Origin of the sequence: Pseudomonas sp. C27(2019), assembly GCF_008807395.1 — a bacterium.
Taxonomy (GTDB): domain Bacteria; phylum Pseudomonadota; class Gammaproteobacteria; order Pseudomonadales; family Pseudomonadaceae; genus Denitrificimonas.
Genome location: NZ_CP043320.1, coordinates 1,545,015 through 1,568,699, shown reverse-complemented (window position 1 = coordinate 1,568,699; position 23,685 = coordinate 1,545,015). Strand labels below are relative to the sequence as shown.

Genomic DNA, 23,685 nt, shown 5'->3' with positions numbered 1-23,685 from the left:
GCTTATTGATCCGCCGCAGGTGAGGAGTCGGCAGCCTCGGCTTTAATCCACCAGGTCATTAAGCCATAGTCATATAAAGGTGCTACTTCAGGTTGCTGAAGGTGCTGCCAGTAGGCGATACGCCAGCTGTCAGTGTAGTAGTTTGGAATCACGTAATGGCCCCAGAGCAAAACTCGATCCAGTGCGCGTGCATAGGTGATTAAACTGGCGCGGCTGGGTGCATTGATTAAACCTTCAACTAGACTGTCGATAGCAGGGTCTTGCAGGCCGATAAAGTTACGGCTACCGGGATTGTCGACACTGCTGGAATGCCAAAAGTCACGCTGCTCATTACCCGGCGAATTGGATTGCGACCAAATGCTTGAGGTCATATCAAAATCCCGTGAGCGCATACGGTTGATGTACTGCGAGACATCGGTGCGACGAATGGTCATTTCGATGCCAAGTTCAGCCAGATTGCGCTTAAAGGGTAGCAGAACACGCTCCAAGTTAGCCTGCGCAATAATAAATTCAAAAGCCAGCGGCTCACCCTCAGCGTTAACCATTTGATCATTTTCAATGCGGTAGCCGGCCTCTTGCAGCAAGCGCCATGCTTCTAGGCGACGCTCACGAATAATACCGCTGCCATCGCTGACCGGCGTTTTGAATGCCTGAGTAAACACTTGGTCAGGGATCGAACCGCGCAATGGCTCTAACAGCTCAAGCTCTTCAGCACTGGGCAGGCCACGCGCCGCGAGCTCTGAGTTTTCAAAAAAGCTGTGGGTGCGGATATATGAGCTGTAAAACAGCTGTTTGTTGGTCCATTCATAATCAAATAGCAAAGCAATGGCTTCACGCACGCGACGGTCTTGGAAAATAGGCTTGCGGATATTAAAGGTAAAGCCCTGCATGCCCACCGGATTGTGGTTTTTCACTGCTGTTTGAATGATGTCACCGTTGCGCAGAGCAGGGGACTCATAACCTGTGGCCCAGTCTTTGGCTGAATACTCTAAATTAAAATCAAAGCGGCCCGCTTTAAAGGCTTCCAGTGCGACTGACATATCGCGATAGTAATCAATCACAATGCTGTCAAAATTATACAGCCCGCGCGCTACCGGTAAGTCTTTTGCCCACCAGTCCTTAACCCGCTCATAGCGCAGACTGCGACCGGCTTCAACGCTGGTTAAGCGGTAGGGGCCGCTGCCCAACGGTGGGCTTAAGCTGGTTTTAGTGAAGTCACGCTCAGCCCACCAGTGCTTAGGCAGGATTTGTAATTGCCCTAAAATCAGCGGTAATTCGCGGTTGTTATTGTGCTTAAAATCAAAACGCACTTGCAGCGGGCTCTCTATCACCACATCGGCGACATCGGCATAGTAGTGGCGATACAGCGGGTGGCCTTTTTCAACGAGGGTGTTAAAAGTAAAGAGCACATCCTCCGCAGTGACCGCTTCACCATCATTAAAACGCGCTTTAGGGTTTAAGTAGAAGCGTACAAAACTGTTGTCATCAGCTTTTTCGATGTGCTCGGCGAGCAAGCCATATTCAGTAAAGGGTTCATCAGCAGAATGGTAGGTGAGGGTGTCATAGAGCAAACCAATGCGATCTGCTGCGTTGCCCTTGGGAATAAAGGGATTGAGGCTGTCAAAGCCATTTAAGCCGGCCAAGCGTAAGGTGCCACCTTTTGGCGCCTCTGGATTGGTGTAGTCAAAATGGCTGAAGTCACTTGGGTACTTTGGCGCTTCATCGTACAGCGTCATCGCATGTTGCGGTTGCGCAAACACGCTGGCACTACAGACCAAGACACACAATGATAAACAGCCACGACGCAATACAGTCAGCATCAATCAATCTCCGAAGGTTTTAACCACCAAGCACGTAAGCCTAATGTATAGGGTGGTGTGCGTACAAACTCAAAACGGTTCTGATAAGCAATACGGTGGTGGCTAATATACCAGTTTGGAATGCTGTAGTAGTTCCACAATAGAATTCGGTCCAGTGCGCGAGCGGCAGCGCGTTGCTGGTTGTAGGTTTTCGCGTTTAGCAACTGCTCTAACAGATCATCAACAATGGGATTGTTGATGCCCGCATAGTTTTTACTGCCTTTAACTGAGGCTTGCGACGAGTGAAAGTATTGCCATTGCTCAAGCCCCGGGCTGAGTGTTTGCGGCAGGGTCAGCAGGGTTAAATCAAAGTCAAAATTATCCAAACGCTGCTTGTATTGCGCACGATCCACGGTGCGCATGCGCGCATCAATACCCACGGCCTTCAGGGTGTTGATATAGGCCTGTAAAATGCGCTCTAAGCTCGGGTTCACTAGCAGTATTTCTAAGCTTAGGGTGTGTCCATGCTTGTTTTTTAGGCCGCGGGTGGTGCTTTTCCAGCCCGCCTCGGCAAACAGGCCTAACGCTTTACGCAATGTCTCCCTAGGTATGCCGCGACCTTCGGTGGTTTCCAAGGTGAAAGGTTCTAAAAATAAAGCCAGAGGCAGTTCTTTACGCCACTTTGCCAGCAATAAGCCTTCTGCGCCCTTGGGCGTTCCGCGCGCGGAAAAGTCGCTGTTAGGGTAGTAACTTTTGGAGCGCTGATAAGCATTGTTGAATAAGGTTTTATTGGCCCACTCAAAATCAAATAGCATTGTCAGGGCTTGGCGGGTGGCGCTATCACTAAATGTGCTACGGCGTGTGTTGATAAATAACGCTTGGGTTTGCGTCGGGATTTCGTGAGGGATTTCCGCACGAATCACTTCACCTTTAGCAATGGCTGGGAAACGGTAGTTATTGGCCCAGTTTTTCGCTTGATGCTCAAGATAAAAGTCAAAGCTGCCAACTTTAAACGCTTCAAAGGCCACATCTTTATCACGGTAAAAATCAACGATGACTTTGTCGAAATTGTACTTACCGCGATTGACTGGCAGGTCTTTACCCCACCAGTCTTTTACCCGCTCAAAGACCAAATTGCGCCCAGGCTTGACCGAGGTAATAGCATAAGGGCCGCTACCCAGTGGTGGTTCAAATGTGGTTTGACTGAAATCACGGTCGCGCCAGTAATGCTCAGGCAGTACTGGTAAATCGCCCATACGTAAAATCAATAAGGGGTTACCCGCACGTTTAAACACAAAACGGATGCGGTGACTGCTGAGGATGTCGACCCGCGCTACCTCTTGCAGGTAGGTGCGGTATTGTGGGTGACCTTGTTTTAATAACGTGCGGTAGGAAAAAGCCACATCTTTCGCCGTGATCGGCGTGCCGTCATGAAAACGCGCTGCTTTGCGCAGGTTAAACACCACCCAGCTGCGACTGGCGTTATATTGCACGCTTTCTGCAATAAGCCCGTAGGCACTGGCAGGCTCATCACCTGAAGGATCATAGATACCGCTGCCAACCATTAATGGCTCGTTGAGCTCACTGATTCCGTAGTTATAAAAACCGGAGGTAGCAATTGGGCTGGTGCCTTTTAAGGTGTAGGGGTTGAGCGTATCAAAGCTGCCAAATGCCATTAAACGGACCGTGCCGCCTTTGCTTGCGTCTGGGTTGACCCAATCAAAGTGCTTAAACTGTGCACCGTATTTTAGTTTTTCAAACTGCGCATAACCGTGACTGGTCACTAAACTGGCGAACGCCTGATGGCTGAACAAGAGCACGCTGATGAGTAATAAAAAAACGCGCATAGACACCATCAAACCTTAATTAACTAACAGATACACAACAACCCAGAAGTTTACTCTAACAATGCACTGAGCGTGAAACTCTAGGCATTACACTTAGGTTCAGTATCGACAGTAATGCTCAGTTTAGCTGAGCACATAAGGTTAAAGATACAGTGACAGCGTTTGCCCAGGTTTTAATGTGCTACTGATTGATGGGTTCCAGTTTTGCAGCTGCTTTAAGCTGACTTTGTGTCGACGTGCAATGGCGTATAGAGAGTCGCCAGAGCGTACTTTATACACAGTAGCTTTTGATGTTGCTGCCACACTTCGATCGCCAGTACGGGGTGTAAGGCTTAGTTTTTGCCCGATTTTGAGTGCATTCGATGAGAGTTTATTCCAGCGCTTGAGCTCAGCGACAGAGACCTTTCGCTGTGCTGCAATCTTGGATAAATTGTCACCCGCGCGGACTGTGTATAGGGTGCCAACCGCTGCAGCTGTGTATGGTGCTACAGTGTTAGCCGTGCTGTTACGGGTTTTTGGCATATTCAGTATTTGGCCGATTTGTAAGCGATTACTGGATAGCTTGTTGATGTCTTTAATCAGGGTAATAGGCACCTGATTACGTCTGGCAATGGTTGATAGGTTGTCACCGCTGCGCACCTTGTATTGATGCCATTGTATCCAGTCACTGGGTTTAATGGATGCGAGTTGCGCTTGTAAATGTTCGGCATTTTCTAGCGGCACCAAGAGGTGCTTAGGGCCGTCAAAGGTAATGCCTTGCTTGTAGGCAGGGTTGAGTTTGATCAGGGCATCTTCATCGAGCTTGGCCAGTTTAGCTAAGCGGGTTATTTCCATCTGTTGCTTGAGTGGAACTTTAGTAAAGTAGGCTTCATTAGCGATGGGGCTGAGGGTAATACCATAGGCTTCAGGTGCGTTAATCAGTTGTGAAACTGCCAATAGTTTCGGGACATACGCTTGAGTTTCTGCAGGTAAATGTAAATTCCAGTAATCGGTTGGTAAATTGCGCGCGATATTGCGTTTGATTGCGCGACCAACAGTGCCTTCGCCGGCGTTATAAGCGGCTAAAGCCAGCAACCAGTCGTTATCAAACATTTTATGCAGGTATTCAAGGTAATCGAGTGCAGCTTGCGTAGAGGCCATAATATCGCGACGCGCATCGTACCAGTGTGATTGCTTGAGTTTAAAATGATGGCCTGTGGATGGAATAAACTGCCAGAGTCCAGAAGCATGTGAGCGTGAATACGCCATAGGGTTATAAGCGCTTTCAATCATTGGTAGCAAAGCCAACTCAAGCGGCATATTGCGCGCCTCTAAGTTTTCAACTATGTAGTACATGTAGGGGCTGCTGCGCTCAGACATGATCTCAATTGAGTTGCCGCGACTGGCAAACCATAGGCGCTGGTGATCGGTTCGAGGGCTCTCCTCAAGGTAGCTTTGCAGCTGATAACCTTGACGAATACGCTGCCAAATATCAACTTCAGGCTCTGTATCAGCAACGCTCATCCAGCGTGATGATCTTTGTGAGTTCAGGAGAAAGGCGTCTGCGCTTTGTTTTTTTGCTTGTGCGCTCTGTGTTGCATCTTTATTTGCCCCGTTAAAGGACTGACAACCTGAGCCTAAGAGCACTGCCGCCGTGACAGCTGCAAGGCAAACTGCACGGCGAATAGAACGATAAATAGATGTGTTGTTGCGGTCGAGAAGAGGCATCACTACATATACTTTTCAAAAAGTTTGCGCGAGTTTATGAAGTGAATTGGCAGGGGTCAAGCCGCTTGGTCAATAGCGACCGATTAAAATGTATCTTTCCATGACCGTAAAACTGCAAACACGGCTGTGCTGTTATCCAGTGAAGCACCTGCTTTTTCTTCGGCAGCGCGTATAACATCAGCGTGCTCACAGCGTAAAAATGGATTGCAACGTTTTTCTATGGCGATCGTGCTGGGCAGGGTAATTTGCTGCTGCTCACGCAACTGGCGCACATCAGAGAGACGCTGATCAATTTCTGCGTTGTTGGGTTCAACGGCTTGTGCAAAACGCATATTGCTCAGAGTGTATTCATGGGCGCAGTATACACGTGTGGTATCCGGAAGATCGGCAAGGCGCGTCAGTGATGTCAGCATCTGCTCAGGGCTGCCTTCAAAAATACGGCCACAACCACCAGCAAATAATGTGTCGCCGCTCAGCAGCCAAGGTTGCGCTGGATCGGTTTGGCAAAAAAAGACGACGTGGCCTAAAGTATGTCCGGGCACTGCAAAAACCTGTACGGTGTGTCCTATCAGTTCGATGCTTGCACCTTCATCGACAGGCAAGTCGAGGTTGGGAATAGATTCGCGAGCAGGGCCAATCACACGTGCATGCGTTGCTGCTTTTAATGCACTGACGCCGCCAACATGATCGTGATGATGATGAGTGATAAGGATATCAGTGAGTTGCCACTGTGGATGTTCAGCCAGCCAATTCAACACCGGCTGTGCATCACCTGGGTCAACAGCAGCACATAATTGGCGCTGAGTGTCTTGAATAAGCCAGATATAGTTGTCATTAAATGCGGGTAGAGCGGTAAAGGTAAGCATGACAGAATCCTTAATATCAGATAAACCAAGCTTAGCATGTTCCCATTAAGTGTTTTTGTGCTTGCAGTCGATCAAGCAGGTAGCCACGCATGAAATTACAACGTTTTTCAGGTTTCTTATCGCGCCCCCATAAGGCCTTGGCAGAGCCATTGGCGCAATGGTTTTTAACCGCTAAAGGGCAGCAGCTCGAGCGTATGGAGCGTGATTTACTTGAACCACAACTCAATCGGCATTTTGGCAGTTATATCGTGCATTATAATCCGCCGGTGCCGATGCCAGTTGCACCCAGTATTCGTCATCGAGTCAGCTTGGGTGATAAATCATTGCAAGTGGACATGCAGTGCACTGAGAATAAATGGCCGGTTGCCGCTGACACTGCGGATGTGGTGGTGTTGCAACACAGTTTAGATTTTGCCGCTTCGCCGCATGATGTACTACGCGAAGCAGCTCATTGCGTGCGAGCAGGCGGGCACTTGGTGATTGTGGGTGCGCATGCGTGGAGTTTTTTTGGTCTGTACCGATTTGGCACACGTAGCGTTTGGCGGCATGCCCACTGTTTACCGCCGGCACGCATTACCGACTGGCTGGGTGTTTTAGGCTTTAGTTTAGAAAAATGCTGTTTTGCAGCCTATCCACCGCTGCTTAGCTCCACTGGTTTGCAGAGTAAATTGTCTTGGTTAGAGCGCTATGCTGTCAGTAAAAAAGCACCTTTAGGGGGTTGCTATATGTTGGTTGCCCGTAAAATGGTGCATGGTATGCACCCGCAGACACAGAAAATGAAAATAAGCGTGCAGAAATTACGATCCAGTGTGGTCGCAGTACAAACACATCATCAGAAAAATTTTAAAAATAGCGAAGAACATGACAGATAAAGTTGATATTTACACTGACGGTGCTTGCAGAGGCAATCCTGGTCCCGGTGGTTGGGGTGCATTGCTGGTGTATAAAGGTAAAGAATTAGAACTGTGGGGCGGTGAGCGTGCAACCACCAATAACCGCATGGAACTGACGGCTGCTATTCGTGGTTTAGCGCAACTTAAAGAGCCCTGTTCAGTGCGCTTAGTCACCGACTCTAAATATGTTATGCAGGGGATTCAGGAATGGATGCCCAACTGGAAAAAGCGCGGCTGGAAAACTGCCGCTCGCCAGCCGGTTAAAAATGTTGATTTGTGGCAACAACTTGATGAGCAGGTCACCCAGCATGAGATTGAGTGGCAATGGGTGCGCGGCCATACCGGTCATCCTGGTAATGAGCGCGCTGATCAGTTGGCCAATCGCGGCGTGGATGAGGTGCTGGCATGAGATACGTCGTCTTAGATACTGAAACCACCGGTATGCCAGTCACTGACGGCCATCGCATCATTGAGATCGGTTGTATTGAGCTTGAAGGTCGCCAGCCTACAGGCCGCCATTATCATGTGTATTTGCAGCCCGATCGCGCCATTGATGAAGGCGCCATTGCGGTGCACGGTATCACTGACGAATACCTAAAGGATAAGCCGCGCTTTAAAGATATTGCTGATGAATTCTTTGAGTTTATTCAAGGCGCAGAACTGGTTATCCATAATGCACCCTTTGATATTGGCTTTATCAACAATGAGTATGCGCTGCTGGGTCAGTCTGAGCGCTCGGATATCAGTGCGCATTGCAGTGTTTTAGATACCTTAGTGATGGCGCGTGAGCGTCATCCAGGGCAGCGCAACAACCTTGATGCACTATGTCGACGTTATGGTGTTGATAACTCTGGGCGTGATTTACACGGGGCTTTGCTGGATGCGGAAATTCTAGCTGAAGTCTATTTGGCGATGACCGGCGGTCAAACCAATTTATCGCTGGCTGGCGATGCCGGTGATGATGGCGGAGGGTATATCAGTGCCTCGAAAATACGCCGAATTGATGTCAATCGAGCGCCTTTAACTGTGCTGAACGCCAGTCCGGATGAGTTGCAGGCGCATCAACAGTTTTTAGAGAAAATAAAAAAAAGCAGCGGTGTAGAGCTGGTTTGGGATTAGTAAAAACATGGTTGTGTAAAAACCGTAAGCGAATAAAAGTGTTTACGGTTTTTTTATGTCTGCTGGTTAATACGCCAGCAAGCCAACATGCTTATGCCGCGACTGCAAAGCAGCAGTATATAGGCTGAATGTCACTCGATTGGCTTGGTAAATAAAAGGCTGCACACAATTGCTAAACGCTGCTCAGCAAAATAAGCACTTATGCCAGCATCGACATTTTTTATTGCTTGTTATAGTGTGCGCTGGATGTAAAAAATAAAAACCAAAAAACAAACTTCAACCGGGGGCAAAGCATGACTGCTTATAATGCATTCAATGTCGAACTGAATAACAATATTGCGCATGTACAAATCAATCGGCCGGAAAAAATAAACGCAATGAATGCGGATTTTTGGTCCGAAATACGTGACATTTTTGCTTGGATTGAAGACACGCCAGAAGTACGCGTCGTTGTTCTATCAGGCGCCGGCAAGCACTTCTCATCGGGCATTGATTTAATGCTGTTGGCACAGGTGGGCGGCCAGCTCGGTAAAGAAGTAGGCCGTAATGCCCGCGCTTTAAAACGTAAGATTGAAGAACTGCAGGCATCATTTAATGCCGTTGATCAGTGCTCTAAGCCAGTTATCGCTGCGGTACAAGGTTACTGCTTAGGTGGTGCTATCGATTTAATCAGTGCTTGTGATATGCGTTACAGCACTGTCGATGCAGAGTTTGCAATTAAAGAAATTGATGTTGGTATGGCCGCTGACGTCGGCACACTGCAGCGTTTACCACACATTATTGGCGATGGCATCATGCGCGAACTGGCCTATACCGGTCGCAGTGTGTTTGGTGAAGAAGCGCAGCGCATTGGTTTAGTCAATCGCACCTATGCTGATCAAGCAGCACTGCTCGAAGGTGTATTTGAGATAGCCGCAACCATAGCAAAAAAATCACCTATTGCTGTGCAGGGCAGCAAAGAGATGATTCGCTATATGCGTGATCACACAATCGCTGATGGCCTCAACTACATTGCCACTTGGAATGCTGCAATGTTGCAAGCAGAAGATTTACGTGTGGCTATGGCCGCGCACATGAGTAAAAAAACACCTGAGTTCCAAGATTAAACCATCGGCTAGTGTAAGCATGGTGTTAAATGCTGCATATTCTCAGTAAGTGGCTGCACGCAAGACGCGTTGACTTGTTATGATGGCTGACGCTAGCGTTGCAGCCGCCCAATAAGCACCTGCGAACTCATACTGGCAACTTACTTTTGCAATATAATTTTACCTTACAGGATGCTAGGCATGGTTATTGGAGCAACATCTCTTAGCATGGTGCGCGATGAGCTTTTCGCCACCATGGCGCAAACGCAGCAGTATTTAGAAGAGTTTCTAGATGCGCGAGATAATGGTGCTTTATTGCAAAACGCAGTCACTAATCTGCAGCAAATTAAAGGTATTTTGTCGCTGGTTGAGTTGGCTGGTGCTGAGTTGTTAGCTGAGGAAGCACGCTTGCTTGCAATGGATATACCGGTTGGCGCTACTGATGAACGCAATCATCAACTGACAGCCATTAATAATGCAATGCATGTCTTGCGCAGCTATTTAGAACAACTAGAAGCGCACCGTGTAGAAATGCCGGAGCTGCTGCTGCCGGCCATTAACAAATTACGTATTGCCGGTCAGCAAAGCCCCTTGCCAGAAAGTTTCTTTTTTGCTGCGCGCGTTGATGTACAGCGCCCAGCAAGTCCCTCGCCTATCACACATGACACGGATAGCACTGACAACAACTTACTGGCACGCCGCCTGCGCCACATGTATCAAGTGGGATTGCTGGCGTTTATTCGTGATGAAAACCCACAAGCCAGTTTACGTCTGATGATGCGTGCCATGTTGCGGTTAGATCAGCTGTATAGCCACCAGCCCAGCAGTCATTTGTATTGGGTTGCTGCCGCTGCGCTTGAGTCGTTTGCCGATGCGCAGTTATTGGCAAAAAAGAGTCGCAAGCAGCTGTTTGCTCGTGTCGATCGAGAAATTAAGCTGCTATGTGAAAATAGCAGTTACACCGCGCCGCGTGGTGTGATTAAAGATTTATTGTATTTAGTGGCGTTGGCCGATACGCATGGTGAAATTGCTGAACACGTGCGCACTTTAACCAACTTACCGACACTGCCGTTTACCGACATGATGCTTGATGATGAGTACCAGCGCTTGTCCGGGCCCGGACAAAACGTCTTGAGTTCATTATCAACAGCCATTGGTGAAGAATTAGCCAGTGCAAAAGATATCTTGGATTTAATTGAACGCGGCACTGCGCAAAACGAAGTACTCAGCAACCTGCTCAATATTTTGGCAAAACTTGAGAAAACACTGGCAATGGTCGGTCTTAGTGGTGCCAGTAACGCACTGAAAAAGCATTTGAATGTGGTTGAAAGCTGGGCAGATGTGATGACTGTTGAGCATGGGGCATTGCTAGCCTTAGCGGATACCTTGCTGTATGTCGAAGGCATGGTTGCTGGATTAAAGCGTGGAGAGATGCAGGCTAAAAGCCTCAAGAGTGAGCCGGCTGATGAGAATGAAGCCTTTGCCAAACATCAATTGCTCGAAGCACGCATCGTGGTCAACGAAGAAGCCAAAAATGGCTTGAGTCTAGCCAAGCGTGCAATTACTTCGTACCTTGAATCTGATGGAGACAAATTGCATTTGGTCAATGTGCCAAGCAGCTTAAACTTGGTGCGTGGTGGTTTATGGTTTTTAGATCAGCATCGCGCAGCTGAGCAGGTAGCAGCCTGCGGGCAATACATCCAAACACACATGCTTGAAGCAACAACAATGCCGTCTGAGCACATGCTGGATACCTTAGCTGATGCCTTAACCAGTCTTGCTTATTATTTAGAAGGCGGTGTGCTATTGCATGCAAAAGAAAATCGCAGCGTGCTTGATTTAGCGGATGAAAGTTTAAAAGCGTTAGCCATGCAGGTGTAAATGATTAACCAACAACATACAGTTTTTGACTGGCAGCAAGGCATGCCAAGCGTGCTTGAACCAGCTGGTTTGGCTGTTGCGCATTACAAAATGGGCTTTTTAGGTGATCAGCGTAGTCAGTTGTTTCCTCGGCAATGGCTGCGCGAACAGTTAGCCGAACATATTCTTGTTGAGCAAGGTATTGGCCACTTAAATGGTGAGCCGGTTTTTGTCTTTGAAGTCGATACACCGCTTGAGTTGCCCAACCTGCAGTGGCACAGCATGCGCCATTTTATGTTGGAAGGGCGCATGCCGCTGTTTCGCTTATTAGCCTTTGCCAGTCAAATTGGCACATGGGCACGCGAGCACCGTTTTTGTGGTGCATGTGGGCAGCCCATGCAGCAAGCAGTAGGGCATCGTATGATGCAGTGCACACCTTGCCGGTTACAAAACTACCCGCGCTTAGCGCCATGCATGATCGTAGTGGTCACGCGTGGTGATGAAATATTATTGGGACGTTCACCACGTTTTGTCAGCGGCATGTACAGCGCACTGGCTGGCTATGCTGAGCCCAATGAAACCATTGAACAGTGTGTTGAGCGTGAAGTGCGTGAAGAAGTCAGCCTCGAAGTTAAAAATATACGCTACATTGGCAGTCAGAATTGGCCGTTTCCGCACTCGTTAATGCTTGGTTTTCATGCAGAGTATAAAAGCGGCGATATTGTTCCAGAGCCCGAAGAGATTGAAGATGCACGCTGGTTCAGTGTCCATGATTTGCCGCCGTTACCCGCTCAGCACTCCATTGCCCGTTATCTTATTGATTTATACGTTGCCCAGCGTTTAGGTCAGACCGAACCAGTGCTGCCAAGCTAAGCGTGCCGCCAGCGCCATCACCACCAAAATAAATATCGGACGAATTAAGCGGTTGCCACCGCCAATGGCAACACGTGCGCCGACCACCGCGCCCAGCATCAATGCGGCGCCCATACCGATACCCAGCGTCCAAGCGACATTACCGCTGATGATAAATATACTCAAAGCGGCAGCATTGCTGACAAAATTCATCGAGCGCGCCACACCGCTGGCACGCAGTATATCGAGCGGATAGAGGAGCAAGGTGCTGACCGTCCAGAACGCACCCGTACCTGGACCGGCCACGCCATCGTAAAAACCTAAGCCCAAGCCTTGTGGCCATTGGCGCTTGGTTTTTATAATAGGATTGCTGTCCTCACTAACTGTCGGTGTGCGACCAAATAATAAATACACAGCACAGGCAAACACCACCACAGGCAGCATTTGATTGAGCCATTGCGCAGGTAATTTCTGTGCTAATAACGCCCCAAGCACAGCGCCAACAGCCGTAGCGAATAAACCTCTGCGCCATTGCTGTGGCTTGAACAGCCCTTTGCGATAAAATGCGAAGCTGGCAGTCGCAGAACCAAAGGTGGCACAAAGTTTATTAGTACCCAGCACTAAATGAGGAGGCAAACCTGCCATTAATAAAGCTGGAATGGTCAACAAGCCGCCACCGCCAGCGATGGCATCAATAAAACCAGCAATAAAAGCCACTGCGACTAAAATCAGTAAAATATGTGGATCAGCAACAAGACTCAGTGACAAAGACATAAAAAACCTTAAGCTGTGCCCTAATGCACAGAACAGAGTTTGGACGTGCGTGGCGAAGCCGCGCATAATGCCAGTTCAATTACCTTAGAAGGAATTAGTATATGCAATTTATCGGGCTTGGCATTGGCTTTGCTATTTTAGCGCTGGTTGTGTTGCTTTTTGCTACCCGTGTTTTATTTGCCGAACGCTGGCTTATGGGCTGGCTACGCGGCATGTTTGGCTTAACACTGCTCGGTACAGCTGTCGCTGGCGGTTTAATCGCTTACGATATCAGTACCTATCAACAAATCCCAAGTGATAAGCCATTGCTTATGCTCAGTGCGCAAGCTGAAGGACCACAGCGCTATCGTATCAATATCCTTGAGGGCGCAGTTGAGCGCAGTTTCTTATTGGATGGCGAACTCTGGCAGCTTGATGTGCGCCAACTGAAGTGGAAAGGTCTGGCGGATTTGATTGGACTGAAGCAAGGGTATCGCTTAGAAACCCTTAGTGGTCGTTTTTTCTCTATGGAACAACAGGATCTAGCGCAGTTTACCCGTGTCGAGTTGGCTAAAAGCCTCTACGGTGCTGATTTTTGGCAAGGGCTGCGCACGCTCAATAAAGACTTGTTTGTAGTTGAAGCCAATGCCCTGAGAGTCAACTATTTACCCATCGCTGACGGCGCAGTATACAGCGTCAGCCTTGCGCCTACCGGTTTGCTGGCCAAGCCACTCAATAGGGCAGCACAGCAAGCACTTAAAGATTGGCAGTGATTTTTCTGCGCTTGTACATGACAATTTGAGCGCAAATCGGTATGCTTTGCCCCGCTAAAAACCGGCATGTACTGCTGGCTTGTTTGCATAGAGCTTTCCATAAAAAGAGCATGCTGTTTGAATGTTTGCCCAGTAGGGCAGTGCTCAAAATTGCTATTGTTATTTAGTAGTTTTGTAAGCAGTTTTAGCGCCTTTTCTTTTACCGCCCTTAGCTCAGCTGGATAGAGCAATCCCCTCCTAAGGGATAGGTCGCAGGTTCAAATCCTGCAGGGCGGGCCATTTTTATAGCTTCCCAATCTGCTTGCAAAAGCTGTTTTAGAGATATAGTCATTTGTGGTGTATGAGGGGAAAAGAGGGTGGCGTATCCTGTTGATTGTTTCGACCAAGAAATAATTAACAGTAGAGCGATACGCCATGACAAATACTACCCTGAATGTTCTTTCACAACCAGATGAAACTGGCACTGATGTGCTAACTGCTTTATTGCGTAATGGTGCTCGCCAGCTCATTGCGCAAGCAGTTGAAGTAGAGCTGCAGCAACTGCTGCAAGCTCATGAAGAACTGCGTTTACCCGATGGCCGCAAAGCTGTGGTGCGTAACGGCTATTTGCCTGAGCGCAGCATCCAAACGGGCATTGGCGATGTTGATATCAAGGTGCCAAAAGTGCGTGATCGTAGCTGCTCTGGTATTCGTTTTACCAGCGCACTGCTACCGCCATACCTCAAGCGTGCCCGCAGCGTTGAAGAGTTATTACCGTGGCTGTATCTCAAAGGTATTTCCACTGGAGACTACCAAGAAGCCCTAGCAGCCTTGCTGGGTGAGAATGCCAAAGGCCTGTCAGCTAACACCATTTCCAGGCTCAAGGAACGCTGGATTGATGAGCACCGAGAGTGGCGACAGCGCGATTTGAGTGACAAGCGCTACGCGTACCTTTGGGTTGACGGTATTTACAGCAACGTCCGCCTCGATGACCGCCTGTGCTTGCTGGTGGTGATGGGCGTGACAGAGCATGGCCGCAAGGAGCTGATTGCTGTTGAAGAAGGCTATCGTGAGTCTGAAGCCAGCTGGCTTGAGCTGCTGAATGGCCTGGTTGCGCGTGGGCTTACGACCTGCCCAAAGCTGGCAACAGCTGACGGCGCATTGGGCTTCTGGAAAGCCCTGAGTAAGGTTTATCCGCAGACCAAACAACAACGCTGCTGGGTGCATAAAACGGCCAATGTGCTCAATAAATTGCCCAAAGCAGTACAGCCCAAAGTGAAGGAGGCACTGCATGATATTTGGATGGCTGAGACGCGTGAGAAGGCTCATAAAGCCTTTGATATAGCGCTGGAAAGGTTTACTGCTAAGTACCCACGCGCAATGGAATGCTTAGCTAAAGACCGTGAGAGCATGTTGGCTTTCTACGATTTTCCAGCAGAACATTGGGTGAGTATACGCACCACCAACCCAATTGAATCTGCCTTCGCTACAGTACGTTTAAGAACCAGCAAAACTCGCAACTGCGGTTCAAGAAACACAACCCTAGCAATGGTTTATAAATTGCTGCAATCAGCGCAGAAGCGCTGGAACCGCCTGAAAGGATTTCAACTGCTAACCCTCGTGGTCAATAACGTTAAATTCCAAGACGGCGAACAAGTAATGGAGCAATCAGACAGGAAAACCGCCTGATGCTCGTACACCAGATTTGACCATAACTCGCTGTTTTATGCTTCAAGTTTCAAGCTTCCAGCGCCTGCAATACTTGCTTCGGGTTATTTTTAATCGCCGCCAACAGCGCCTTGGTTGGGCCAGTTGGTTCACCTCGGCCTTGCTCCCTGTTGCGCAAGGTGGCGAGTTCAATACCAATGCGCTGGGCAAATAAAACCTAAGCTAAGCCATGAGCTCGCGTCGGATGATTTCTGCGCCGGCGCTTAAGGCATTGAGTTTACCTCTGGCAACTGCACGCGATAAAGGCGCCATGCCGCAGTTGGTTGAAGGATAGAGCTTGTCGGCATCAACAAATTGCAGTGCTTTGCGTAGCGTAGCGGCGACATCTTCTGGGGTTTCAATGCTATTAGTGGCCACATCAATGGCGCCGAGCATCACTTTTTTACCGCGTATCAGCTCAAGCAGATCGATGGGCACATGAGAGTTTTGGCATTCGAGCGAGATAATATCCAGATTGGATTTTTGCAGCTTAGGAAAGACTTCCTCATACTGACGCCACTCGCTGCCCAAGGTCTTTTTCCAATCGGTATTGGCTTTAATGCCATAGCCATAGCAGATATGCACAGCGGTTTCGCATTGCAGACCTTCTACGGCTCTTTCTAGCGCGGCAATCCCCCAGTCATTCACTTCATCAAAAAACACATTAAATGAAGGCTCATCGAACTGGATAATATCCACACCAGCGGCTTCGAGCTCGCGGGCTTCTTGATTGAGGATAACGGCAAATTCCCAGGCCAATTGTTCGCGGCTTTTATAGTGGGCGTCATACAGCGTATCAACCATGGTCATGGGACCGGGCAGCGCCCATTTAATGGGTTGTTGGGTGTGTTGACGTAAAAACTTGGCATCTTCAACAAAGACTGGGTTTTTCCGACTCACGGCACCCACCACAGTGGGCACGCTGGCATCGTAGCGGTCACGAATTTTAACCGTTTCACGCTTGGCAAAATCAACACCATCAAGGTGTTCAATAAAGGTCGTCACAAAATGTTGGCGGGTTTGCTCGCCATCACTGACGATATCTATGCCTGCCTGTTGCTGCTCGTGCAACCACACGCGCAAAGCATCCTGCTTACCTTCAGTTAGGGCGTCGCCTTCTAAGCGCCAAGCCGACCAAATGGTCTCCGGCTCGGCCAACCAAGAGGGTTTAGGCAGGCTGCCTGCGGTGGATGTGGGTAGTAAAATGCTCATAGTGGATCTCGTATTCAATTCTTGTTAGTGATAATGCGCAAATTCAGGCAGCGTATTGAGCAGACCATTGCTCAAGTAGGGCTTGGTAGGGTTTGATGAAGTGTTCTTCAGTAAACTTCCCTTGCTCAATGGCTAGTGCGTTACGTTCTTCGCGGTCATAGACAATTTGCGTTAATGAATGATCCTGATTTTTTAAGTTGGGTTGGTAGCATTTTCCGGCCGCAGCATTGGCGTTATAAATTTCAGGGCGGTAAATTTTCTGGAATGACTCCATGGTGCTTATGGTGCTGATCAGTTCAAGATCCGTGTAATCACTGAGCAAATCACCTGAAAAGTGAAAGGCCAGCGGCGCGACGCTGTTGGGCGGCATAAAGTAGCGCACCTCTAAGCCCATTTTATTAAAATATTGCTCAGTTAAAGAGGATTCGTTGGGCTGGTATTCCAGGCCGAGTATCGGATGCTGATTGCCCGTTCTGTGATAAACCTTGTTGTCTGAAACGCTGAGGCAGATCACCGGCGCTTTAACAAAGTTGTGTTGATAGGCATCTGAATTGACAAAGCTTTTGAACAGATTGCCATGCAGCTCGCCAAAATCATCAGGCACACTAAACTCAGCTTGGCCTTTATTATGCTCTCTGAGCAATACGCTAAAATCATAATCGCGCACATAAGAAGAAAAGTTATTGCCGACCATGCCATCGATGCGTTTGTTGGTCTGGTGATCAACAATAGTGGTCTTCAATACTTCAATCGCTGGGAAGCTACTTTCATTGCCTTGATGAGCAATTTTCATGTCAACAGAAATGATTTCTAGCTCAACTGAATAACGATCGCCTTTGGGGTTATCCCAGTGCGCTAAGGCATTAAAACGGTTGTTAATCATCGCTAACGTATTGCGCAAGTTTTGCTGGCGGCTCTCGCCTCTGGCTAAATTTGCAAAGTTAGTCGTCGCTCGTGTGTTGTCTGAAGGATGGTAGTTCTCGTCGAAATCAATGCTGTTGATAGCAAATACAAAGTCGTTGCTCATGATGCTCTGGTATCCAATTCGTGCGATAAAACTGTGCTGTTGCTGGACTGGCTGGCAATCCTAGTCAGCAACCTGCAGCACCTATTGGTGTCTATCGCTCATTAATAATCGCTCTAGCGCTCTAGAGCTGGGAATGGATGTATTTATACGTGGATGGCGACATGAACAAAAACGATCTAATTTCAGCTGGTGCATGAGTAAAGGTCATGATCGACTGTAATTCAGTTTTATCTTGAGCAAAGAGGGTGTCAATTTTGCCGCACCGCACCGCACCGCACCGCAGCGATTTGCGCAGTGGGCTTTGCCAACACCCAGCCCGTGGTATCACAGGTAACAACTCAAGACCGAACGTAGAACTCTGACAATGGAAATACCCAAGTAGAATCGTAAAAATGACTGGCGCTTAAATAAGCCTAAAGCCCATCCATGTATACGCCCTGTGCGGATAGCCAATAAATAAAACATGCGAGCTTGAGTGGTTGCGCTATTAGGCAGGCAGGCTTTGCCGCGTAGACGTCGTACAGCCTTCTCTTACTTAAATCCCATGCTGCCACCAACAAGGGCTGGCGTAATTGCGGTCAGGCGACGGCCTACCAAGCCATCAATGTAACCGTTTTGTCATTATCAACTGCTGTAATGAGGACGTCATGCAGGCAAAGGGCTGTTGCTTAGGCTTGCTGTTACGACGAGCAGTTTTTAGAGCGTGTCTCTGAATGTTTAGGCATTGCAGTGCAGGCTAACACTCGAGCTTCATGAGACTACCGAGCGTTGTTTAGCTTTATTAAGGTGTACAACAGATGAAAAAAGCAGATGAGTTGTCAGAAATAATTGAGTCAAAACTGATTAATACATATTTCCAGCCAATTATCAGCGCTGATGGACAATCGATTTATGCCTATGAAGCCTTAAGCCGCGGACCTTCTGCAAGCATCTTGTTTAACCCCATCAATCTTTTCGAGCAAGCCAAGAAACAACAAAAGCTGTTTGCCCTAGAAAGTGTTTGTCGTACCAATGCTATTGAGCAATTTACCCAGCAGCAATTACCGGGCAAGTTATTTCTCAATATCGCACCAGAAACACTTTTACAGCCCGATCACCACAGAGGCTTGACGCTTGAACTGGTTAATAATTTCGGGATCAGCCCAGAGCAGGTGGTCATTGAAATAACCGAGCACTCACCGACCCATGATTACGAGCTGATGCGCCGAGCCGTCAAACATTATCAAGGCGAGGGCTTTTCCATTGCGCTGGATGATTTAGGTGCAGGCTATTCCAGTTTGCGGCTTTGGTCAGAGGTGCAACCTGAATTTGTAAAAATTGATCGCCACTTTATTACGGGTATCGAAACAAACAGAGTTATGGTCAAATCTGGTGTACGAGCATCAGGCGGTTTTCCTGTCTGATTGCTCCATTACTTGTTCGCCGTCTTGGAATTTAACGTTATTGACCACGAGGGTTAGCAGTTGAAATCCTTTCAGGCGGTTCCAGCGCTTCTGCGCTGATTGCAGCAATTTATAAACCATTGCTAGGGTTGTGTTTCTTGAACCGCAGTTGCGAGTTTTGCTGGTTCTTAAACGTACTGTAGCGAAGGCAGATTCAATTGGGTTGGTGGTGCGTATACTCACCCAATGTTCTGCTGGAAAATCGTAGAAAGCCAACATGCTCTCACGGTCTTTAGCTAAGCATTCCATTGCGCGTGGGTACTTAGCAGTAAACCTTTCCAGCGCTATATCAAAGGCTTTATGAGCCTTCTCACGCGTCTCAGCCATCCAAATATCATGCAGTGCCTCCTTCACTTTGGGCTGTACTGCTTTGGGCAATTTATTGAGCACATTGGCCGTTTTATGCACCCAGCAGCGTTGTTGTTTGGTCTGCGGATAAACCTTACTCAGGGCTTTCCAGAAGCCCAATGCGCCGTCAGCTGTTGCCAGCTTTGGGCAGGTCGTAAGCCCACGCGCAACCAGGCCATTCAGCAGCTCAAGCCAGCTGGCTTCAGACTCACGATAGCCTTCTTCAACAGCAATCAGCTCCTTGCGGCCATGCTCTGTCACGCCCATCACCACCAGCAAGCACAGGCGGTCATCGAGGCGGACGTTGCTGTAAATACCGTCAACCCAAAGGTACGCGTAGCGCTTGTCACTCAAATCGCGCTGTCGCCACTCTCGGTGCTCATCAATCCAGCGTTCCTTGAGCCTGGAAATGGTGTTAGCTGACAGGCCTTTGGCATTCTCACCCAGCAAGGCTGCTAGGGCTTCTTGGTAGTCTCCAGTGGAAATACCTTTGAGATACAGCCACGGTAATAACTCTTCAACGCTGCGGGCACGCTTGAGGTATGGCGGTAGCAGTGCGCTGGTAAAACGAATACCAGAGCAGCTACGATCACGCACTTTTGGCACCTTGATATCAACATCGCCAATGCCCGTTTGGATGCTGCGCTCAGGCAAATAGCCGTTACGCACCACAGCTTTGCGGCCATCGGGTAAACGCAGTTCTTCATGAGCTTGCAGCAGTTGCTGCAGCTCTACTTCAACTGCTTGCGCAATGAGCTGGCGAGCACCATTACGCAATAAAGCAGTTAGCACATCAGTGCCAGTTTCATCTGGTTGTGAAAGAACATTCAGGGTAGTATTTGTCATGGCGTATCGCTCTACTGTTAATTATTTCTTGGTCGAAACAATCAACAGGATACGCCACCCTCTTTTCCCCTCATACACCACAAATGACTATATCTCAAACAAACAAGGTTAAGCGTGAATTTGTGCGTTCTATTGTAGCCATAGCACGCTCGGTTAAAAGTCAGGTGATTGCCGAAGGCATTGAAACCGCGCAAGAGTTTGAAACCCTGTGTGAAATTGGTATGGATTACTTGCAAGGTTATTATTTTGCCAAACCGAGCCCAACACCTTCCTTGCAAATAATTAAGAGCGCCCAACGGGGATGGCAGCAGATTAAAGACAGTCGCGAAATTTATAACGATCAAGTGCAAGTGGGGGAGCTGAAACAAGAGATTGCGTCAGCACACTTAACTTGATTTGCTGCAAGCGCTACAAGAAGTGATGAGTATTTAGTTCAAGTGAATCATGTTTCCGAGCAAACCAATCTGCTGGCCATTAATATCACTATTGAGCCAAAAAACTTCAATATCAGAGTGCTGCAGGTTTTAATCTGCACGTGCAGGCCTTGGAGCAGAGTGCTCATGACGCCAGCTACGAAGTTAAACAGTTGCGCACTCCTGTCAGCCTGTAAAATTAGCGGTTGAGCACTAATCTAGGCGTGTAGCCGATCAATAGTTACGTGTTTTTTGTTTAATGCTAAATCAGCTTAAGTTATCCCTATCTGAGAGTTTTCGGCTGCAATCAAGGCAGGGCTGCTGTGATAAAATGGGTCAGCACAGACACAAGCTTAGAGGTGTAAAGCCATGATCAAAGCCCGTAAAGCAACAAGCCAAGCGCAGTTTCTGCTTCGGCGCAAGCTGGTTGTTGAAAACATCGTAGAGACTCAATGGAAGGCGCTTATTCAAGAGCTGAATCAGCATCCGAGTATTGATTTCGCTGAAGTTAAGCAAGCAACTCAACTGATTGTCACCTTCGATGGTAGGCACTGGTCGACTGACGCACTGTTAGAACGTGTTGAGGCGTATGGCGGTCGTGTAAAAGGCGGCTGGTGGCAGAATCAAAGGCTCGCGTGGTATAGATTCACTGACGAAAATGTACGCACGAGTGACAAGTACGTGCATGTGTGTTGTTCAAAGCCACCACCGCTAAAGAAATAACAAATGCGTGACTTCTCAGCGCAAGGGCGAGGGTTTACAGCGGTTTTGTTACATTGATTCGGTTTTTGTGTTTTTGTGCATGGGCATTTTGGTAATCCTGCAGAACCGTCTATTTCATAGTTTCCCGGTTAGGCCGTAAAGACTGAGTTTTTGCTTTGTGGGTAGCGTTACTGCGACTGAGACTGCAGCCGAAATCACACCATTTACAGCACAATCCCTGCCTGCTTGATATCGGCGAGCCGTGCGGGGCCAATTCCTTTAATAGCGGTGAGCTGCGAAATTTGAGTGATAGGCCGTAGCGCCAGAATCTCAAGTGCGCGCTCAAAACCAATATGCGGCAGTGTCTGCAGTTGCTCAACTGATGCAGTATTTAGGTTGATCAGGTCGTTTTGCGCGGCTGAATTATTAGCAAACGCGTGTTGTGAGGTTCGCCTAAGCGCTGCAGTGCTGAGGCTGTCGGCGTCGTCAAAACGACTATGCTCATTGGACTCTGGCATCTGCGGCTCTGCGATTTCAAAGCGCAATTGGGCAAAGTGCATGAAAATTTTCACCAACTGTTCTTGCAGCGCTGTTCGCTCATCCAATGCCACTATCCAATCATCCGCATTCAGTAATGCTTCTGCGCAATCTTCCGGGCTAAAAGTCAGGGCAAACTGCTGAGCGAGCAGGGCAGTGACGGCCTGCGGCTCAGCGAAAACTTGACCTTCATTTTTTGTACGCAAGTATTCTAAGCGTTGCGCTACTTTATTAAGCTCAGAAACAGTGACATTCAGTATTGGCGCTGAGTCAGATGTTTTGACCTGCTGTTGGGCACGCTGCTCAAGGCGTACCGCCGTTTCTTGGGCCGTTAAGCCGCGCCCCCAACCGCAGAGCACTAACAGCAGTGCGGCCTGTAATTCGGATGCTGTCCATTGGTTGATGGGTGGCTCAAACAGGTGCTCGGTGCGGCCAAGGTAAGATGCGATTTTGCTATTGCGTCGACGTTCTAATGCATCGTTAAAGCGTTGCGGCAAGCTGGCGATCCAGCTGAATAAGCCCACAAGCAGACTGCCTGTGCCGCGAAAGATAAAACTCAACATCCGCCCGCACAGCTGCAGCCCTTGCGCGATAAGCATAAATAGCATGTAGAGCAGTTGAATATTGGCAGCTTTCTTACCACGCAATTGTAGCCCAGCAATTTTCACCGAGGAGCGGTTGGGCTTGATCCAGTTAAAGGTTCCTATCGGGTTACGTGTCGATACGCTCATTCCGGTTTTGGATAAATTAAGGCGCGTTGGACCGCGACCATAACGGCCGCGCAGTACAAAGCGACCGTTTTGTAAAGCGACTTGCGTGCCTTTGCTTAGGCCCTTGGAGACTCGCAGCCCATGTTTGCTATTGGCCGTTACCGTTAATCCAGCGGCTTTTGCTTGCGTGCGTAAGGCAACACCGCCTGTACGGCTGATGCGCAGATTTTTCCCGCGATGCTCAATACGCCGTTGCTTGCCGTATTGATCTTTTTTGCCAAAGTTAAAAAAAGCCATATTGTGTTTTGATCTTTTCTATTCGCTAGCCAATACAGTAAACCCTGCGCTGATTGCGCTAGCCTCTATTAGCATTGCCGCAGTCATACTTAAGTCGGGTTATTCTGCTCGCGTGTCTCACGCTCGGCTTGCTTACGTTTCAAATCGCTAAATTCTTCATAGTGGCTGTACGCCGCCTTTGCCACGACGACCAAGCCAACCAAGGCTAAAATATTTCTAATCATTGTTCTACTCCTGCTGCTTTATCGATTTAATGAACAGGCTAACGGCTCTTATTCATTAATGAGAATGCAGCATAAATCAGGCATGCGACAAACTATGTCGTTAATGCATATCTGCATGCAAATCTGCCGTTGTGCACCTGTGTCACTTGGAAAATCCCGCATGAAATTGCCCGTGTACGAGTAGCTATGCCCACGCATACAGTCTGGCTACCCTACAGATGCCTGCAGAAACTTACAAAAATTAATGTGCCGTTAATCAAGCGACACAGTCTGTCGTATCACTAGCGTACAACGAAGTTACGCCAATCTAATCAAGGAATACCCCATGGCTTTTCCCCCGCGTCCTTTTAATTTACGTTGCCGGATTTGCGACTGGACCATCCATTGCCGTCCCACCAGTGACTGCTTTACACCAGACGAAGTGCCCTGTTGCTGCAAGCGCTGCGGCAGCAGCGGGCTAGAAGCCGAATACGGCACACACTTGCGTATTAAAGCCTTCTTGAGAACCCATTTCGGCCTGAAGTAGCGCAGTGAAAATATACTTAATAAGTATTTTACCTTTAAGGTCTTGAGCCGCTTACTGAATCTGCTTAAACTCGAGCGCACTTTCAAAGTGTCGATCGGCTCACATTTAGCCCTGAATGACCTGCTAACAGCTCGGAAAGACCATTTTTGCTTAAGGAAGGC

Annotated in this window: 22 protein-coding genes and 1 tRNA gene; 13 read left to right on the top strand and 10 right to left on the bottom strand. The window is 48.4% G+C overall.

The features are described from left to right. Positions 1–2 precede the first annotated feature (2 nt). From FXF61_RS07085 to gloB, 4 genes are all read right to left on the bottom strand, one after another. Positions 3–1,820: an extracellular solute-binding protein gene (locus FXF61_RS07085; protein WP_151184609.1), complete on the bottom strand. Its 1,818-nt coding sequence runs from the start codon at positions 1,818–1,820 to the stop codon at positions 3–5. After that, a complete protein-coding gene (locus tag FXF61_RS07080; protein ID WP_151184608.1) occupies positions 1,820–3,646 on the bottom strand; it encodes an extracellular solute-binding protein in 1,827 nt (608 codons plus the stop codon). Before FXF61_RS07080 ends, FXF61_RS07085 begins: the two co-directional genes overlap by 1 nt. A 141-nt stretch (positions 3,647–3,787) precedes the next feature. After that, complete coding sequence (locus FXF61_RS07075) at positions 3,788–5,353, bottom strand: LysM peptidoglycan-binding domain-containing protein (protein ID WP_151184607.1); 1,566 nt, start codon at positions 5,351–5,353, stop codon at positions 3,788–3,790. An 83-nt stretch (positions 5,354–5,436) separates the two neighbouring features. Further along, positions 5,437–6,219: a hydroxyacylglutathione hydrolase gene (gene gloB, locus FXF61_RS07070; RefSeq protein ID WP_151184606.1), complete on the bottom strand. Its 783-nt coding sequence runs from the start codon at positions 6,217–6,219 to the stop codon at positions 5,437–5,439. Between the two features lie 89 nt (positions 6,220–6,308). On the opposite strand from gloB, the gene FXF61_RS07065 reads away from it, so the two are divergent. The 6 genes from FXF61_RS07065 to nudC all read left to right on the top strand — a co-directional run bounded on the left by FXF61_RS07065 (position 6,309) and on the right by nudC (position 12,049). Continuing rightward, positions 6,309–7,091, top strand: coding sequence for a methyltransferase domain-containing protein (locus tag FXF61_RS07065; RefSeq protein WP_151184605.1), 783 nt, complete (start codon positions 6,309–6,311; stop codon positions 7,089–7,091). Then, positions 7,081–7,521, top strand: coding sequence for a ribonuclease HI (rnhA, locus tag FXF61_RS07060; RefSeq protein WP_151184604.1), 441 nt, complete (start codon positions 7,081–7,083; stop codon positions 7,519–7,521). Before FXF61_RS07065 ends, rnhA begins: the two co-directional genes overlap by 11 nt. Continuing rightward, complete coding sequence (dnaQ, locus tag FXF61_RS07055) at positions 7,518–8,231, top strand: DNA polymerase III subunit epsilon (RefSeq protein ID WP_151184603.1); 714 nt, start codon at positions 7,518–7,520, stop codon at positions 8,229–8,231. Before rnhA ends, dnaQ begins: the two co-directional genes overlap by 4 nt. Before the next feature lie 293 nt (positions 8,232–8,524). Then, positions 8,525–9,337, top strand: a complete 813-nt coding sequence (locus tag FXF61_RS07050) for a crotonase/enoyl-CoA hydratase family protein (protein WP_151184602.1) — start codon at positions 8,525–8,527, stop codon at positions 9,335–9,337. 180 nt (positions 9,338–9,517) lie between these two features. After that, positions 9,518–11,197 carry a ferrous iron transporter B gene (locus tag FXF61_RS07045; RefSeq protein ID WP_151184601.1) on the top strand — a complete coding sequence of 560 codons (1,680 nt, stop codon included), beginning with the start codon at positions 9,518–9,520 and terminating at the stop codon, positions 11,195–11,197. Continuing rightward, the gene (gene nudC / locus FXF61_RS07040) at positions 11,198–12,049 is read left to right on the top strand and encodes an NAD(+) diphosphatase (protein ID WP_256663524.1); all 852 of its coding nucleotides are present in this window, start codon (positions 11,198–11,200) and stop codon (positions 12,047–12,049) included. Here the strand turns inward: nudC and FXF61_RS07035 are convergent. Then, entirely contained in the window at positions 12,017–12,802 is a 786-nt protein-coding gene (locus tag FXF61_RS07035) for a TSUP family transporter (RefSeq protein ID WP_151184600.1), read from the bottom strand. The two genes, nudC and FXF61_RS07035, sit on opposite strands and share 33 nt — an antisense overlap. A 101-nt stretch (positions 12,803–12,903) precedes the next feature. Between FXF61_RS07035 and FXF61_RS07030 the strand changes: the two genes are divergently transcribed. From FXF61_RS07030 to FXF61_RS15295, 4 genes are all read left to right on the top strand, one after another. Next, positions 12,904–13,554: a hypothetical protein gene (locus FXF61_RS07030; protein ID WP_151184599.1), complete on the top strand. Its 651-nt coding sequence runs from the start codon at positions 12,904–12,906 to the stop codon at positions 13,552–13,554. A 202-nt stretch (positions 13,555–13,756) separates the two neighbouring features. Further along, positions 13,757–13,833 (top strand) — tRNA-Arg (locus FXF61_RS07025). Positions 13,834–13,968: 135 nt separating this feature from the next. Next, positions 13,969–15,222, top strand: coding sequence for an IS256 family transposase (locus FXF61_RS07020; RefSeq protein WP_151184202.1), 1,254 nt, complete (start codon positions 13,969–13,971; stop codon positions 15,220–15,222). Positions 15,223–15,259: 37 nt separating this feature from the next. Then, a complete protein-coding gene (locus FXF61_RS15295) occupies positions 15,260–15,415 on the top strand; it encodes a hypothetical protein (RefSeq protein WP_178087274.1) in 156 nt (51 codons plus the stop codon). Positions 15,416–15,423: 8 nt separating this feature from the next. On the opposite strand, the gene FXF61_RS07015 is transcribed toward FXF61_RS15295, so the two are convergent. Further along, on the bottom strand, positions 15,424–16,452 hold the full coding sequence (locus FXF61_RS07015) for a methionine synthase (protein ID WP_151184598.1): 1,029 nt from the start codon (positions 16,450–16,452) through the stop codon (positions 15,424–15,426). Positions 16,453–16,495: 43 nt separating this feature from the next. Then, a complete protein-coding gene (locus FXF61_RS07010) occupies positions 16,496–17,479 on the bottom strand; it encodes a DUF1852 domain-containing protein (RefSeq protein ID WP_151184597.1) in 984 nt (327 codons plus the stop codon). A gap of 797 nt (positions 17,480–18,276) precedes the next feature. Here FXF61_RS07010 and FXF61_RS07005 point away from each other — a divergent pair. Then, complete coding sequence (locus FXF61_RS07005; RefSeq protein ID WP_151184596.1) at positions 18,277–18,882, top strand: EAL domain-containing protein; 606 nt, start codon at positions 18,277–18,279, stop codon at positions 18,880–18,882. Here the strand turns inward: FXF61_RS07005 and FXF61_RS07000 are convergent. Continuing rightward, positions 18,862–20,115 (bottom strand): IS256 family transposase, encoded by a 1,254-nt coding sequence (locus FXF61_RS07000; RefSeq protein WP_151184202.1) that lies wholly within the window; start codon positions 20,113–20,115, stop codon positions 18,862–18,864. The genes FXF61_RS07005 and FXF61_RS07000 overlap by 21 nt on opposite strands. On the opposite strand from FXF61_RS07000, the gene FXF61_RS06995 reads away from it, so the two are divergent. Then, positions 20,109–20,510, top strand: a complete 402-nt coding sequence (locus FXF61_RS06995; RefSeq protein ID WP_151184595.1) for an EAL domain-containing protein — start codon at positions 20,109–20,111, stop codon at positions 20,508–20,510. The genes FXF61_RS07000 and FXF61_RS06995 overlap by 7 nt on opposite strands. 387 nt (positions 20,511–20,897) lie before the next feature. Next, a complete protein-coding gene (locus FXF61_RS06990; RefSeq protein ID WP_151184594.1) occupies positions 20,898–21,251 on the top strand; it encodes a hypothetical protein in 354 nt (117 codons plus the stop codon). Between the two features lie 203 nt (positions 21,252–21,454). Here FXF61_RS06990 and FXF61_RS06985 read toward each other — a convergent pair whose 3' ends face one another. Beyond that, a complete protein-coding gene (locus tag FXF61_RS06985; protein ID WP_151184593.1) occupies positions 21,455–22,774 on the bottom strand; it encodes a helix-hairpin-helix domain-containing protein in 1,320 nt (439 codons plus the stop codon). A gap of 89 nt (positions 22,775–22,863) precedes the next feature. Further along, positions 22,864–22,998, bottom strand: a complete 135-nt coding sequence (locus FXF61_RS15085; RefSeq protein ID WP_256663523.1) for a hypothetical protein — start codon at positions 22,996–22,998, stop codon at positions 22,864–22,866. Between the last annotated feature and the right edge of the window lie 687 nt (positions 22,999–23,685).

Excerpts from the sequence above, each read along its gene's own strand:
- FXF61_RS07020 (WP_151184202.1), top strand. The coding sequence starts at position 13,969 with ATGACAAATACTACCCTGAATGTTCTTTCACAACCAGATGAAACTGGC.
- FXF61_RS07085 (WP_151184609.1), bottom strand. The coding sequence starts at position 1,820 with ATGCTGACTGTATTGCGTCGTGGCTGTTTATCATTGTGTGTCTTGGTC.
- FXF61_RS15295 (WP_178087274.1), top strand. The coding sequence starts at position 15,260 with ATGCTTCAAGTTTCAAGCTTCCAGCGCCTGCAATACTTGCTTCGGGTT.
- dnaQ (WP_151184603.1), top strand. The coding sequence starts at position 7,518 with ATGAGATACGTCGTCTTAGATACTGAAACCACCGGTATGCCAGTCACT.
- FXF61_RS07050 (WP_151184602.1), top strand. The coding sequence starts at position 8,525 with ATGACTGCTTATAATGCATTCAATGTCGAACTGAATAACAATATTGCG.
- FXF61_RS15085 (WP_256663523.1), bottom strand. The coding sequence starts at position 22,998 with ATGATTAGAAATATTTTAGCCTTGGTTGGCTTGGTCGTCGTGGCAAAG.
- FXF61_RS07010 (WP_151184597.1), bottom strand. The coding sequence starts at position 17,479 with ATGAGCAACGACTTTGTATTTGCTATCAACAGCATTGATTTCGACGAG.
- FXF61_RS06985 (WP_151184593.1), bottom strand. The coding sequence starts at position 22,774 with ATGGCTTTTTTTAACTTTGGCAAAAAAGATCAATACGGCAAGCAACGG.
- FXF61_RS07075 (WP_151184607.1), bottom strand. The coding sequence starts at position 5,353 with ATGCCTCTTCTCGACCGCAACAACACATCTATTTATCGTTCTATTCGC.
- FXF61_RS07030 (WP_151184599.1), top strand. The coding sequence starts at position 12,904 with ATGCAATTTATCGGGCTTGGCATTGGCTTTGCTATTTTAGCGCTGGTT.
- FXF61_RS07065 (WP_151184605.1), top strand. The coding sequence starts at position 6,309 with ATGAAATTACAACGTTTTTCAGGTTTCTTATCGCGCCCCCATAAGGCC.
- gloB (WP_151184606.1), bottom strand. The coding sequence starts at position 6,219 with ATGCTTACCTTTACCGCTCTACCCGCATTTAATGACAACTATATCTGG.
- FXF61_RS07015 (WP_151184598.1), bottom strand. The coding sequence starts at position 16,452 with ATGAGCATTTTACTACCCACATCCACCGCAGGCAGCCTGCCTAAACCC.
- FXF61_RS06990 (WP_151184594.1), top strand. The coding sequence starts at position 20,898 with ATGATCAAAGCCCGTAAAGCAACAAGCCAAGCGCAGTTTCTGCTTCGG.
- FXF61_RS07045 (WP_151184601.1), top strand. The coding sequence starts at position 9,518 with ATGGTTATTGGAGCAACATCTCTTAGCATGGTGCGCGATGAGCTTTTC.
- nudC (WP_256663524.1), top strand. The coding sequence starts at position 11,198 with ATGATTAACCAACAACATACAGTTTTTGACTGGCAGCAAGGCATGCCA.
- rnhA (WP_151184604.1), top strand. The coding sequence starts at position 7,081 with ATGACAGATAAAGTTGATATTTACACTGACGGTGCTTGCAGAGGCAAT.
- FXF61_RS07080 (WP_151184608.1), bottom strand. The coding sequence starts at position 3,646 with ATGCGCGTTTTTTTATTACTCATCAGCGTGCTCTTGTTCAGCCATCAG.
- FXF61_RS07005 (WP_151184596.1), top strand. The coding sequence starts at position 18,277 with ATGAAAAAAGCAGATGAGTTGTCAGAAATAATTGAGTCAAAACTGATT.
- FXF61_RS07000 (WP_151184202.1), bottom strand. The coding sequence starts at position 20,115 with ATGACAAATACTACCCTGAATGTTCTTTCACAACCAGATGAAACTGGC.
- FXF61_RS07035 (WP_151184600.1), bottom strand. The coding sequence starts at position 12,802 with ATGTCTTTGTCACTGAGTCTTGTTGCTGATCCACATATTTTACTGATT.